The following is a 12,733-nucleotide window of genomic DNA, read 5'->3' as shown; positions in this document are numbered from 1 at the left end:
GAGTGGGAGACAGCGATGACGGCCGTGCCGGTCGTGATCGGAGTGCGCGCCCCGAATCCGGTGCACGCTGCCGACGCCGCGCCCGCAACGAGCGGCCTCGTCGACACGCATGGCCGCATCCACCGCGACCTGCGCATCTCGTTGACGGACAGGTGCTCCCTGCGGTGCACGTACTGCATGCCGGAGCAGGGCAACGAGTGGCTCGCTCGCACCAGCATCCTGTCGACGGATGAGATCGTCGAAGTGGCACAGGTCGCCGCTTCGCTCGGCATCCGCACCTTCCGTCTGACCGGAGGTGAGCCCCTGTTGCGCGCGGACATCGTGGAGGTCGTCCAACGGATCTCGCGGATCGAGGGCGAGGACGGCCCCGTCGAGGTCGCGATGACGACGAACGGCATCAGCCTCGCGCAGAAGCTGCCCGCGCTCATCGACGCCGGCCTCACGCGGCTGAACATCAGCATCGACACGGTCGACCGGCAGCGCTTCGCCGACCTCACGCGTCGTGATCGCATCGACGACGTTTTCGAGGGCATCGCGGCAGCGGCGGCATCCGAGCTCCGTCCCCTCAAGCTCAACGCCGTCGCGATGCGCGGCGTGAACGATGACGAACTGCCCGACCTGGTCGCGTTCGCGATGGAGGTCGGCGCGCAGCTGCGCTTCATCGAGCAGATGCCGCTCGACGCCGGCCACACGTGGGATCGCGCCTCGATGGTCACCCGCGAGGAGATCCTCGAGAAGCTCAGCGCGCGGTGGGATCTCGAGCCCGTTCCCGGTCGCGGCGGCGCGCCGGCGGAGAAGTGGCGCATCGACGGCGGGCCGCACGAGGTGGGTGTGATCGCGTCGGTCACCGCCCCGTTCTGCGGCGCGTGCGACCGACTGCGCCTGACCGCGGACGGGCAGCTGCGAAACTGCCTCTTCTCGAACGCGGAGTACGACCTGATCGGGGTGCTGCGCGGCGACTCGGCCGCCGATGCGGGTCAGCGCGCGGAGGGGATCGGCGCCATGCTGCGCTCGTGCGTGCACGGCAAGCTGCCCGGGCACGCGATCAACGACCCGTCATTCCTGCAGCCCGCCCGCGGCATGAACGCCATCGGCGGCTGAGTCAGCGTCCCTTCGCGTTCACAACTCAGCAGAGAACGCACGTTCCCGGGACTCACGCCGCGGTTTCGACCAGGTTCCGGCTGTCCATGCTGAATTGTGCACGGCTGGCCGCTGTCACGACGGCCACCTCGCTGCCGTGACCGAGTCCCGGTGTCGAGTTGCGGCGTCGAGCGCAAGTGGCGGAGTCAGCGCTGCGCCGCGTTCACGACTCAGCAGAGAACGCACGTTCCCGGGACTCAGGTTGCGGTTCCGACCCGCTTCCGGGCGTTCGTGCTGAATTGTGAACGGCGAAGGAGTAGCTCAGCCCAGGAACTCCCGCGCGGCGGCCGAAAGTGCCGTGACGCCGACCTCGATCGTCGGGTGGATCTCGGGCGCGAAGAACGGCGAGTGGTTCGTGGGGATGTCCTTGTCGAGCGTCCCGGCGGCGGCGGATGCAGCGAAGGTCGCCGCATCGATGCCGCCCCAGAACCAGAAGACCAGCGGCGCGCCCGTGTCGCGGGCGAACCAGGAGACGTCCTCGCTGCCGGTGAACATGCCGGGATCGATGACCGAGGTCTCGCCGAGCGCACGCTGCAGCGCCGAGGTCACGCGCGCTGTCGCGTCGACGTCGTTGATCGTCGGCGGCAGGGTGTGGTCGGTGCGGATCTCGGGCTCGCGCTCGGCTCCCGATGCCGCCGCCTCGGCCCGCACGATGCGCTCGACGCTCGCGAGCACCTTGTCGCGCATCTCGTCGTTCGGGTAGCGCAGGCTCAGCTCGAGCTTCGCCTCGGCCGGGATGATGTTGTTCTTCAGGCCCGCGTGGATCGAGCCGACCGTCACCACCGCGACATCGCGGGGATCGACTTCGCGCGAGGTGATGGTCTGCAGCCGCATGACGGTCGCCGCAGCCATGACCACGGGGTCGATCGTTGAGTGCGGGCGCGAACCGTGTCCGCCGCGTCCGTGCAACACGACGGTGAGTCCGTCGGATGCCGCCATCTGCGTCCCCGGGCGCACGCCGATGGTGCCGGCGGGCAGCGGGGTGACGTGCTGGCCGAGCACGATGTCGGGATGCGGCACGAGGTCACGCAGACCGGCGTCGAGCATGGCCCTGGATCCGGCGCCGTACTCCTCGGCGGGCTGGATCAGCACGACCACTGTCCCCGACCAGTCGGCCTTCTCGGCGACCAGCTTCTCCACGGCGCCGATCATCGCGGTGACGTGCATGTCGTGGCCGCAGGCGTGCATGACGGGCACCGTGTTGCCGGCGGGATCGATGCCGGTCGCGGTGCTCGCGTACGCCAGGCCGGTCTCCTCCGCGACGGGCAGGGCGTCCATGTCGGCGCGCGCCCAGACGACGGGGCCGTCTCCGTTGCGCAGGATGCCGACCACGCCGGTCACGCCGATTCCCTCGTGCACCTCGAGGCCGAGGTCGCGCAGGTGGGCGGCGGCGATGCCGGCGGTGCGCGTCTCCTGGAATGAGAGCTCCGGATGCTGGTGCAGGTCGGTGTAGAGCGCTTCGAGGTCGATCGTCATGGCCCCGAGCCTAGTCGTGGCGGTACGACTCCAGTGTGGGCCCCGGGTGCAGCACGCCGTTGACGATGGAGCGGATCGCGAACTCGCTCGCCTCGCCCAGGCCGAACACGTCGCGGTGCAGCAGCCACTGCAGCTGGAGTCCGTCCATCACGGCGAGGATGCTGGCGGCCGCGGTGGCGACGGTGTCGGGTTCGGTCACGCCCTCCTGGGCGCACAGCAGGTGGAACGCGTCGGTGACCTCGCGGCGGAGCGTCGTGTAGCGGTCTTCGAAGTAGTCGCGACCGGGGTGGTTGTCGGTCACCGATTCCGAGGAGAGCACGGTGTAGGCCTGCACGATGCCTGGACGCCGCTCGTTCGCGATCGCGGTGCGCACGAGGTGCAGGAAGAGCTCTGGTCCGCCGGGGATGTGCTTCTCGGCGAGTTCGGCGACATCGGCCTGGTCGCGGTAGGCGAGGACCTCGAGCAGCAGCTTCTGCTTCGAGCCGAAGTGGTGCAGCACGCCGGCGTGCGTGATGCCGACCTGCTCGGCGACGTCGGCGAGGGTGCCGTTGGTCGAGCCCTTGTTGCCGAAGATCTCGACGGCGGCTTTGAGGATCTGCTCGCGCTTCTCCCTCGTCGCGGGGCGGACGGTGGTGTTGCCGTCGGCATCCTTGGCCATGGTCCCCTCCTCTCCCTGTCGCATCCTGCACTGGATCGTACTTGCCAACTCTACTTACCAACGAGTAACCTCGCACCAGCTTACTTTCTCGCCAGTAAGCAAACTTCGTCGGATGCCCGAGCAGCCGGCAAGCCACACAGCACAACGACCCGTGCCCAAGGAGAAGCAATGAAGCTCAGAAAGTCCCTCATCGCCGTCGCGGCGATCTCCGCCCTCAGCGTCTCGGCCCTCGCCGGCTGCGCAGCGGGTGGAACCGATGACAGCGACGGCGCAGCCGGCGGTGGTGCGGCCCTGACGATCGCCAAGCCCGACGGTGCGATCACCACCGAATCGAACAACCCCTACGTCGGCGACTCCGCGGCGTCGAAGTACGGCTACGGCAAGGTCATCTTCGAGACCCTCGGCCTCGTGAACCAGACCGGCGACCGGGAGGTCACCCCCTGGCTCGCCGAGAGCATCGAGTGGAACGACGACTACACGGCCGTGACCGTCGTGCCCCGCAAGGACGTCACCTGGAGCGACGGCGAGCCCTTCACCGCCGACGACATCGTCTTCACCTACGAGCTCGTCTCGACCCCCGCGCTCGACACCGCCGGCCTCAAGTTCGAGGGAGCGACCGTCGACGGCGACGCCGTCACCCTCACCTTCGGCGAATCGAAGTACGTGAACCAGGCGCGCGTGCTGCACGTGCCGATCGTGCCGAAGCACATCTGGGAGAACCTCGACGAGCCGGCGACCGACCCCGTCAAGGGCGACGACCTCGTCGGCACCGGTCCCTACGCGATGTCCAACTGGTCGACCGAGTCGGTCACCCTCGAGGCGCGCGACGACTACTGGGGCGGCGACCTCGCCGTGCCCGAGCTGCACTACGTCTCGTACGGCGACAACACCGCGCTGACCACCGCTCTCGCGCAGGGCGAGGCCGACTGGGCGCAGGCGTTCATCCCGCAGATCCAGGAGCAGTTCCTCGACGCCGACCCCGAGCACAACAAGTACTTCGTGGCTCCGACCACGGGTTCGGCGACGCTGTTCATGAACCTGCAGCAGAAGCCGTTCGACGACGTGGCGTTCCGCCAGGCTCTGGCGTGGGTCATCGACCGCGACGCGTACGTCGACATCGCCCGCGAGGGTGCGAGTGAGCCGGTCTGGTCGGTCACGGGCCTCTCCTCGATCCTCGAGGACGAGATCCAGCCCGAGTTCGAGGGCGAGGAGTACTCGGTCGACGCCGACAAGGCCCGCGGCATCCTCGAAGACGCCGGCTACACCTGGGACGGCGACGCGCTCATCGACCCGGACGGCACCCCCGTCTCGTTCACTCTCTCGGTGCCCTCGGGCTGGAGCGACTGGAACACCGCACAGGAGCTGATCGCCGAGGACATCACCGAGTCGATCGGCGCCGAGGTCAAGATCGACATGCCCGACTGGGGCGGCTGGGCAGGCCCCCGCGACGACGGCTCGTTCTCGGCCATCATCCACTGGCTCGAAGACAGCGGCACGGCATACGGCCTCTACACCTCGACCATGGATCCGCGCTGGATCTCGCCCGAGGGCATCGCCGGATTCAACTTCGGACGTTTCGAGGACCCCGCCGCGACCCAGGCGCTGAACACCTACGCCAACGCGTCATCCGATGAGGAGCGCACCGAGGCGATCACGACGCTCGAGCAGATCTTCGTCGAGCAGGTCCCCGCCATCCCGCTGGGCGCGCACCCGCTGCTCGGCCAGTACAACACCCGCAACTACGTCGGATGGCCCTCGGAGGACGACCCCTACGCGTCGGGCGACCCGACCCAGCAGAACATCGTGATGATCCTCACGAAGCTGAAGCCGGCCGAGTAAGCAGTCCACGGAGGGGCGGATGCCGCGTGCATCCGCCCCTCCCACCGACCTCCCGACCGACGAAGGACCCCTCATGTCAGAACCTCTCCTCAGCGTGCGCGACTTCTCCGTCGTGTACGACGTCGATCCGCCCGTCGAGGCGGTGAAGAACGTGACGCTCGAACTGCAGCGGGGAGAGATCCTCGGTCTCGCCGGGGAGAGCGGATGCGGCAAGACCACGCTCGCCTACGGAGTGCAGCGTCTGCTGCGGGCGCCGGCCGTCATCGCCGGCGGCAGCGTGACGTTCCACGATGCATCCGGTGTCGACGTGGACATCAACGCGCTCGACGTGGATGCCATGCAGAAGTTCCGCTGGGACAAGGTGTCGATGGTGTTCCAGGGCGCCATGAACGCGCTCAACCCGGTCGCCACGATCGGATCGCAGCTCGAGGACGTCTTCGAGATCCACCGCCCGCAGATGACCCGACGCCAGCGCAGGGCGGAGGCCGAGGAGCTGCTCGAGATCGTCAAGGTGGGCCGCCAGCGCACCCGCTCGTTCCCGCACGAGCTGTCCGGCGGTATGCGCCAGCGCGTCATGATCGCGATGGCGCTGGCCCTGCGCCCGCAGCTGATGGTGATGGACGAGCCGACGACCGCGCTCGACGTGCTCGTGCAGCGCGAGATCCTGAAGCAGATCTCCCAGCTGCGCCACGAGTTCGGGTTCTCGGTGATCTTCATCACCCACGACCTTCCGCTGCTCCTGGAGATCAGCGACCGCATCGCGATCATGCGCGAGGGCGAGATCGTCGAGCTCGCCCCGGCCGAGCAGATCTGGACGAACCCGCAGAACGACTACACGAAGACGCTGCTGTCCTCGTTCCCCCGTCTCACCGGTGCGAGAGGAGTGCTGACCCGATGACGACCCTCGAGTTCGCCGACGTCACCAAGATCTACAACGTCCGAGGAGCCGGTCAGCTCAAGGCCCTCGACCGGGTCAGCTTCACCCTGGAATCCGGCCAGACGATCGGCCTGGTCGGCCAGTCCGGCAGCGGCAAGTCCACGATCGCGAAGATCCTCACCCAGCTCGAGACGCCCACCAGCGGCGCGGTGCGCCTCGACGGCAAGCCCATCCCGCGACGAGGCAAGGGCCTGCGCGCGTATCGCCAGCAGTTGCGGATGGTGTTCCAGGACCCGTTCGCCTCGCTCAACCCGTACCACTCGATCAGGTACCACCTCGAGCGCCCGCTCCGTCTCGACGACGTCGTGCCCAAGAAGGAGACCGAAGCGGAGGTGCGCAGGCTTCTCGAGCGTGTGCGCCTCGACCCGGATGCCGTGATCGACCGCCGCCCGCACGAGCTCTCGGGCGGACAGCGTCAGCGCGTGGCGATCGCCCGCGCCCTCGCCTCCCGGCCGTCGCTCCTCGTGGCCGATGAGCCGGTGTCGATGCTCGACGTGTCGATCCGCCTCGGGGTGCTCAACCTGCTCGCCGATCTGCAGCGCGAGGAGGGGCTCGGCGTGCTCTACATCACCCACGATCTCGCCACCGCCCGTCACTTCAGCGACAAGATCATGGTGCTCAATCAGGGTCGCGTCGTCGAGTACGGCGATGCCGACGACGTCATCCTCACCCCGCAGGACCCCTACACCCGCGAACTGCGGGCGGCATCGCCCGACCCCGACAAGCACTTCGCCACGACAGGCTCGCACGGAGGTGCCCAGTGACCACCGCATCCCCCCGCCTCGACCAGGTCGACGACGAGCGGCGTGACGCGCTCGAGGTCGGCACGACGGCCACCACCGCGCAGAAGGGGCGCGCCCTCGTCCCGTGGCGCTTCTTCGCCGGGCGGGCGGGTTTCTACCTGTTCACCCTGTGGGCCGCCATCACCATCAACTTCTTCCTGCCGCGCTTCATGAAGGGCGACGCGGTCAGCTCGTACCTCGCGCGCAACCGCAACATCAGCCCGGAGGCGGCGGACTCGCTGCGGGTGCTGCTCGGCATCGACACCGACAAGTCGATGTGGCAGCAGTACATCGACTACTGGGCGATGCTCTTCCGCGGCGACCTCGGCATCTCGACGCTGCACGGTCTGCGGCCGGTGGGGGAGGTGCTGGCATCCGCTCTCCCGTGGACGCTCGGCCTCGTCGGACTCGCGACGATCATCTCCTTCGCGCTCGGCACGGTCGGCGGCGCGATCGTCGGCTGGAAGCGCGGCAGCAGGCTCGACGCCCTCATCCCGATCACCACGTTCTTCAACACGATCCCGTACTTCTGGCTGGGTCTCATCGCGATCGCGATCTTCTCGTCGACCCTGAAGTGGTTCCCGTCGTCGCACGCCTACGACAAGGGGCAGTCGCCGGAGTGGAGCTTCGACTTCATCGGCCAGGTGATCATGCACGGCACGTTGCCGGCGGTAACGATCATCATCGCCTCGCTCGGCGGATGGATGCTGGGCATGCGCAACATGATGCTCACTGTGCTCGACGAGGACTACATCACCGTCGCCCAGGCCAAGGGCATGCCGAACCGCCGGGTGCTCTGGGCGTACGCAGCGCGCAATGCGGTGCTGCCGCAGATCCAGAGCTTCGCGCTGTCGATCGGCTTCATCGTCGGCGGGACGATCGTCATGGAGATGGTCTTCAGCTATCCGGGTGTCGGCAAGCTGCTGCTCGACGCCACCAACGCGAAGGACTTCGCCCTGATGCAGGGCGTCTTCCTCGTGATCACGCTGTCGGTGCTCGTCGCGAACGTCATCGCCGACATCGTCTACGCATACCTCGACCCGCGCACGCGCCAGACGGAGGCCTGACATGAGCGTTCCCACCTCGACCGGCACCGCGCCGGACGGCAGCACCATCCCCACCGGGATGCCGGAGACGGCGACCTTCCGCACCGCACCGGAGGCCGCGCCCACCCGCAAGACGTTCTGGTCGCAGCTCGCGCAGTCGTTCGCGATGTTCCGCAACCCGAAGTCGATCGCGGGACTGATCATCCTCGGCGCGTTCGTGCTGGTGGCGATCTTCGCCCCCCTGCTCGCGCCGTACGGGCCGACGCAGAAGGACCGCACAGCGCTGCGGCAGGCCCCATCGCTGGAGCACTGGCTCGGCACCACGCACATGGGCGAGGACGTGCTCAGCCAGCTCATCTTCGGCACGCGAGGCGTGGTCGTCGTCGGGTTCCTCTCCGCCATCATCGCCACCGTCATCGCGATCACGATCGGCGTCATCGCGGGCTACGTGCGCGGCTGGAAGAGCGAATCGCTGTCGGCGCTGACGAACGTGTTCCTGGTGATCCCCGGCATCCCGCTCATCATCATCGTCGCGTCGCAGTTCGAGAACCCGCCGCTCATCGTGATCGCCGCGGTGCTGGGCCTCACGGGCTGGGCGTGGGGCGCGCGCGTGCTGCGCGCGCAGACCATGTCGCTGCGCAACCGCGACTTCATCCAGGCGGCACGCGCCAACGGCGAGCCGCTGCACCGCATCATCACCGTCGAGATGCTGCCGAACCTGATGGCGCTGATCGCGTCGAGCTTCGTCGGCACCGTCACCGCGGCGATCCTCGGACTCACCACCCTCGCCTTCATCGGCGTGATCCCGGTGAGCAATCTCAACTGGGGGACGATCCTGTTCTGGGCGCAGCAGAACGGCGCCTTCCCGCGGCTGTGGTGGTGGTACGTGCCCGCAGGTCTCTGCATCGCGATCATCGGCGTCGCGCTGTCGCTGATCAACTTCGGGATCGACGAGTACGTCAACCCGAGGCTGCGGTCGGCAGGTGAGCGCGCCCGCGCGATGAAGAAGAAGGGGCTCGACGTGAATGCACCCGTGACGGCGGTGCGGAGCGTGCCGACAACCGAGTCGGGTACGGTGCAGAGCGCCGCGGACGACACGACAACTCCTCCGAAGACACAGCACACGAAGACACAGAACACGAAGACACAGAACACGAAGTGATGACCTCTCAGACCCTGACCGAAGCCCTGCCCTACCTCGACCCCGAACTGCCGATCGCCGCCCGCGTCGCCGACCTCCTCGACCGCATGACGGTCGAGGAGAAGATCGGTCAGATGCTGCAGCTCGACGCCCGCGACGACCTCGACGACCACGTGCTGGGTAAGCACGTCGGCTCGATCCTGCACACCTCGCCCGAGCGCATCCTGCGCGCGAACGAGCTGACGTCGCAGACCCGGCTGCGCATCCCGCTGCTCGTGGCGGAGGACTGCATCCACGGCCACTCGTTCTGGCCGGGCGCGACGATCTACCCCACCCAGCTCGGGATGGCAGCGACATGGGACGCCGCACTGGTCGAGAAGGTCGCCAGGGCCACCGCGATCGAGGTCGCGGCCACCGGCGTGCACTGGACGTTCTCGCCGGTGCTGTGCATCGCGCGGGATCTGCGCTGGGGGCGCATCGATGAGACGTTCGGCGAGGACCCGTTCCTGATCGGCGAGCTCGCCTCCGCCATGGTGCGCGGGTACCAGGGCGAGGGCCTCGACGACCCGACCGCGATCCTCGCGACCGCCAAGCACTTCGCCGGCTACTCCGAGACGCAGGGCGGTCGGGATGCCAGCGAGGCCGACATCTCGCGCCGCAAGCTGCGGTCGTGGTTCCTGCCGCCGTTCGAGCGCGTCGCCCGTGAGGGGTGCCGCACGTTCATGCTCGGCTATCAGACCACCGACGGGGTGCCGATCACGGTGAACGACTGGCTGCTCAGCGATGTGCTGCGCGGCGAGTGGGGCTACACCGGCACCCTCATCACCGACTGGGACAACGTCGGCCGAATGGTCTGGGAGCAGCACGTGCAGCCCGACTACGCGCACGCCTCGGCCGCCGCCGTGAGCGCCGGCAACGACATGGTCATGAACACCCCGGGCTTCTTCGAGGGCGCGCTCGAGGCGGTGGCGAACGGGCTGCTCGCCGAGGATGCCTTCGACGACGCCGTCGCGCGCATCCTGACCCTGAAGTTCGAACTGGGTCTGTTCGAGAACCCGAGACTTCCGCAGGCGGATCTGGATGCCGTGGTCGGCAGCGCCGTGCATGCCGAGCTCAACCTCGAGACCGCCCGTCGTTCGATCGTGCTGCTCGAGAACGACGGCCTGCTGCCGCTGGATGCGTCCGCGCCGCTGAAGGTCGCGGTCGTCGGGCCTCTCGCCGACGACGCGCAGACGCAGCTGGGCGACTGGGCCGGCGGCTCCGGACAGGCCGGCTGGCTCGACGGGCAGCCCCGCGAGATGATCACGACCGTGCTCGACGGTCTGGTCGGCGTCGACGGCTGGTCGGTGACGCACGCGCGTGGTGCCGACATCCTCACGCTCGAGGAGGACCCGCGCGGGGCGAAGTTCCCCGACGGTCAGCCCAGGCCGTCGGTCGTGGTGCCGAGCGCACCCGACGAGGCGATGATCGCGGAGGCCGTCGCGGCAGCCGAGGCATCCGACGTCGTGGTCGCGGTCGTGGGCGACCGGATCGAACTCGTCGGAGAGGGGCGCTCGACCGCGACCCTCGAGCTGATCGGCGGACAGAACGCGCTGCTCGACGCACTGATCGCGACGGGGAAGCCCGTCGTCGTGGTGCTGCTCGCGTCGAAGCCGCTCGTGCTGCCGGCATCCGTCTCGCGTGCCGCCGCCGTGATCTGGGCGGCCAACCCCGGGATGCAGGGCGGCCGCGCGCTCGCCGAGATCATCTCGGGTGCCGTCGAACCGTCCGGGCGCCTGCCGATCTCGTTCGCCCGCCACGTCGGCCAGCAGCCGACGTACTACAACCAGATCCGCGGCCAGCACGGCGACCGCTACGCGGACCTCACCCAGTCTCCGGCGTGGGCGTTCGGCGAGGGGCTGTCGTACTCGACCGTGTCGTACGCGGACCTCGCAGTCGTCTCGGATTCGCTCAGTGTCGACGACACGGTCGAGGCCGACGTGACCGTCACGAACACCGGGTCCAGACCCGTGCGCGAGACCGTGCAGGTGTATGTGCGCGACGCCGTGACGAGCGTCAGCTGGGCGGACAGGGAGCTGAAGTCCTACCGGCAGATCGACCTCGCTCCGGGGGAGTCGGCGCGTGTGCGGGTCGCAGTGCCGGTCGCCGAGTGCTCGATCGTGGATGCCGCGGGCGTGCGCCGGGTGGAGGCGGGAGCGTTCGAGCTGCTCCTCGGTCCGTCGTCGCGCGACGAGGTGCTGCTGAGCGCGCCCTTCACGGTCGTCTGAGCCGGCGGGGCGTCTGAGGCGGGCGGGGTGTCCCGGCTCAGGCGTCTTCGTCCCGCAGGCGCTGCGGCCCCGCCCCCTGACTGCCGAGCGCGTCGTCGGGGTTGAGCAGCCCGCACGCCTTCATCGACAGGCAGCCGCAGCCGATGCATCCGGTCAGCTCGCGCTCCAGCCGTTCGATGCCCTCGCGACGCTTCTCGAGCTCGCGCTTCCAGCGCCGCGAGGCCCGCTGCCAGTCCGCGTGACTCGGGGTATCGGCGAGCGGGACGTCGGCGAAGGCGTCCTGCACGTCCGAGAGTGGGATGCCGAGGCGCTTCGCCACGGTGATGAGCGACACCCGGCGCAGCATGTGCCGCGCATATCGGCGCTGGTTGCCGGCCGTCCGGGTCGAGGCGATGAGTCCGAGGGTCTCGTAGAAGTGCAGCGCGGAGGGGGCGACACCGGTGCGTCTGCTCATCTCGCCGATGGTCAACGGTTCGTCAGGGCCGTGCACGGCACGTCCCGCGTCGGTGTCAGAGCTCATCCGGACCCCCTCGATTTGACCTCAAGTGTACTTGAGGTCATACGGTGGCTACCGAGACCCGAACGGAGACCGCCACCCGATGACCTATGTGATCGCCCTCCCCTGCGTCGATGTCAAGGATCGTGCGTGCATCGACGAATGCCCCGTTGACTGCATCTATGAAGGCGAACGCTCGCTGTACATCCATCCCGACGAATGCGTCGACTGCGGGGCGTGCGAGCCGGTCTGCCCGGTCGAGGCGATCTACTACGAAGACGACCTCCCCGACGAATGGCAGGACTACTACAAGGCCAACGTCGAGTTCTTCGACGACCTGGGCTCACCAGGAGGCGCCGCGAAGCTCGGCGTCATCGAGCACGACCACCCGATCATCGCAGCCCTTCCGCCCCAGGAGACACCCGAATGAGCACTCAGCCGCATCCCGCCGCACCGGTTCCGTCCGAAGTCGGTGAAGGGCTCAAAGCCGCGTTCCGCGCGCATCCGGCGGGGGTGGCCATCATCACGGCGATGACCCCTGCCGGTCCGGTCGGCCTCACGGCGTCGAGTGTCGCATCCGTCGCGGTCGACCCGGCGGCGATCGTGTTCTCGGTGACCAGGGCCACCGGCAGCGCAGGCTCGATCCTCAACGCCGAGTCGTTCGTCGTGCACCTGATCGACGACGAGCATTCGGCTCTCGCGCAGAGCTTTGCGGTGAGCGGCGCCGACCGCTTCACCCCCGAGCAGGGGTGGAGCACCCTTCCGACCGGTGAGCCGTACCTCGCCGAGGCGCGCGCCGCGATGCGCGGTCACACGATGTCGACGGTCGCGGTCGGCTCCTCGACCGTCGTGGTCGCCGAGATCGACGAGGTGCTGCTCGGGCGGCCGGGCCGACCGCTGGTCTACCTCGACCGCCGATTCCACTCACTCCCCACCGATCAGAACGACTGA

General features: G+C 68.5%; 12 protein-coding genes. 9 read left to right on the top strand and 3 right to left on the bottom strand.

Features of this window, described 5'->3' with window-relative positions; genetic code table 11:
• Nucleotides 1–15 precede the first annotated feature (15 nt).
• Nucleotides 16–1,101: a GTP 3',8-cyclase MoaA gene (gene moaA, locus ACESK8_RS01050; protein WP_372966917.1), complete on the top strand. Its 1,086-nt coding sequence runs from the start codon at nucleotides 16–18 to the stop codon at nucleotides 1,099–1,101.
• A gap of 300 nt (nucleotides 1,102–1,401) precedes the next feature.
• Here the strand turns inward: moaA and ACESK8_RS01045 are convergent, their stop codons facing one another.
• Together ACESK8_RS01045 and ACESK8_RS01040 are read right to left on the bottom strand one after the other, a co-directional pair.
• On the bottom strand, nucleotides 1,402–2,616 hold the full coding sequence (locus ACESK8_RS01045) for an amidohydrolase (protein ID WP_372966916.1): 1,215 nt from the start codon (nucleotides 2,614–2,616) through the stop codon (nucleotides 1,402–1,404).
• Nucleotides 2,617–2,626: 10 nt separating this feature from the next.
• Complete coding sequence (locus ACESK8_RS01040; protein WP_372966915.1) at nucleotides 2,627–3,274, bottom strand: TetR/AcrR family transcriptional regulator; 648 nt, start codon at nucleotides 3,272–3,274, stop codon at nucleotides 2,627–2,629.
• Between the two features lie 168 nt (nucleotides 3,275–3,442).
• Between ACESK8_RS01040 and ACESK8_RS01035 the strand changes: the two genes are divergently transcribed.
• From ACESK8_RS01035 to ACESK8_RS01010, 6 genes are all read left to right on the top strand, one after another.
• On the top strand, nucleotides 3,443–5,113 hold the full coding sequence (locus ACESK8_RS01035; protein ID WP_372966914.1) for an ABC transporter substrate-binding protein: 1,671 nt from the start codon (nucleotides 3,443–3,445) through the stop codon (nucleotides 5,111–5,113).
• A gap of 73 nt (nucleotides 5,114–5,186) precedes the next feature.
• Complete coding sequence (locus ACESK8_RS01030; RefSeq protein WP_060927632.1) at nucleotides 5,187–6,011, top strand: ABC transporter ATP-binding protein; 825 nt, start codon at nucleotides 5,187–5,189, stop codon at nucleotides 6,009–6,011.
• Complete coding sequence (locus ACESK8_RS01025; protein ID WP_060927631.1) at nucleotides 6,008–6,814, top strand: ABC transporter ATP-binding protein; 807 nt, start codon at nucleotides 6,008–6,010, stop codon at nucleotides 6,812–6,814. Before ACESK8_RS01030 ends, ACESK8_RS01025 begins: the two co-directional genes overlap by 4 nt.
• On the top strand, nucleotides 6,811–7,899 hold the full coding sequence (locus ACESK8_RS01020) for an ABC transporter permease (RefSeq protein WP_372966913.1): 1,089 nt from the start codon (nucleotides 6,811–6,813) through the stop codon (nucleotides 7,897–7,899). Before ACESK8_RS01025 ends, ACESK8_RS01020 begins: the two co-directional genes overlap by 4 nt.
• 1 nt (nucleotide 7,900) lies before the next feature.
• Nucleotides 7,901–9,040: an ABC transporter permease gene (locus tag ACESK8_RS01015; protein WP_372966912.1), complete on the top strand. Its 1,140-nt coding sequence runs from the start codon at nucleotides 7,901–7,903 to the stop codon at nucleotides 9,038–9,040.
• On the top strand, nucleotides 9,040–11,286 hold the full coding sequence (locus tag ACESK8_RS01010; protein WP_372966911.1) for a glycoside hydrolase family 3 N-terminal domain-containing protein: 2,247 nt from the start codon (nucleotides 9,040–9,042) through the stop codon (nucleotides 11,284–11,286). Before ACESK8_RS01015 ends, ACESK8_RS01010 begins: the two co-directional genes overlap by 1 nt.
• Nucleotides 11,287–11,323: 37 nt before the next feature.
• Here the strand turns inward: ACESK8_RS01010 and soxR are convergent, their stop codons facing one another.
• Nucleotides 11,324–11,806: a redox-sensitive transcriptional activator SoxR gene (gene soxR / locus ACESK8_RS01005; RefSeq protein WP_372966910.1), complete on the bottom strand. Its 483-nt coding sequence runs from the start codon at nucleotides 11,804–11,806 to the stop codon at nucleotides 11,324–11,326.
• Nucleotides 11,807–11,885: 79 nt separating this feature from the next.
• Between soxR and fdxA the strand changes: the two genes are divergently transcribed.
• Together fdxA and ACESK8_RS00995 are read left to right on the top strand one after the other, a co-directional pair.
• A complete protein-coding gene (gene fdxA / locus ACESK8_RS01000; protein ID WP_060927626.1) occupies nucleotides 11,886–12,212 on the top strand; it encodes a ferredoxin in 327 nt (108 codons plus the stop codon).
• Nucleotides 12,209–12,733 (top strand): flavin reductase family protein, encoded by a 525-nt coding sequence (locus ACESK8_RS00995; RefSeq protein WP_060927625.1) that lies wholly within the window; start codon nucleotides 12,209–12,211, stop codon nucleotides 12,731–12,733. The genes fdxA and ACESK8_RS00995 overlap by 4 nt, the downstream gene beginning before the upstream one ends.

Source organism: Microbacterium sp., assembly GCF_041641055.1.
In the GTDB taxonomy this organism is placed as follows: Bacteria; Actinomycetota; Actinomycetes; order Actinomycetales; family Microbacteriaceae; genus Microbacterium.
The sequence above is the reverse complement of the archived record's forward strand: the minus strand, read 5'-3'. Positions and strand labels throughout refer to the sequence as shown.

Excerpts from the sequence above, each read along its gene's own strand:
- moaA (WP_372966917.1), top strand. The coding sequence starts at position 16 with ATGACGGCCGTGCCGGTCGTGATCGGAGTGCGCGCCCCGAATCCGGTG.
- ACESK8_RS01045 (WP_372966916.1), bottom strand. The coding sequence starts at position 2,616 with ATGACGATCGACCTCGAAGCGCTCTACACCGACCTGCACCAGCATCCG.
- ACESK8_RS01040 (WP_372966915.1), bottom strand. The coding sequence starts at position 3,274 with ATGGCCAAGGATGCCGACGGCAACACCACCGTCCGCCCCGCGACGAGG.
- ACESK8_RS01035 (WP_372966914.1), top strand. The coding sequence starts at position 3,443 with ATGAAGCTCAGAAAGTCCCTCATCGCCGTCGCGGCGATCTCCGCCCTC.
- ACESK8_RS01030 (WP_060927632.1), top strand. The coding sequence starts at position 5,187 with ATGTCAGAACCTCTCCTCAGCGTGCGCGACTTCTCCGTCGTGTACGAC.
- ACESK8_RS01025 (WP_060927631.1), top strand. The coding sequence starts at position 6,008 with ATGACGACCCTCGAGTTCGCCGACGTCACCAAGATCTACAACGTCCGA.
- ACESK8_RS01015 (WP_372966912.1), top strand. The coding sequence starts at position 7,901 with ATGAGCGTTCCCACCTCGACCGGCACCGCGCCGGACGGCAGCACCATC.
- ACESK8_RS01010 (WP_372966911.1), top strand. The coding sequence starts at position 9,040 with ATGACCTCTCAGACCCTGACCGAAGCCCTGCCCTACCTCGACCCCGAA.
- soxR (WP_372966910.1), bottom strand. The coding sequence starts at position 11,806 with ATGAGCTCTGACACCGACGCGGGACGTGCCGTGCACGGCCCTGACGAA.
- fdxA (WP_060927626.1), top strand. The coding sequence starts at position 11,886 with ATGACCTATGTGATCGCCCTCCCCTGCGTCGATGTCAAGGATCGTGCG.
- ACESK8_RS00995 (WP_060927625.1), top strand. The coding sequence starts at position 12,209 with ATGAGCACTCAGCCGCATCCCGCCGCACCGGTTCCGTCCGAAGTCGGT.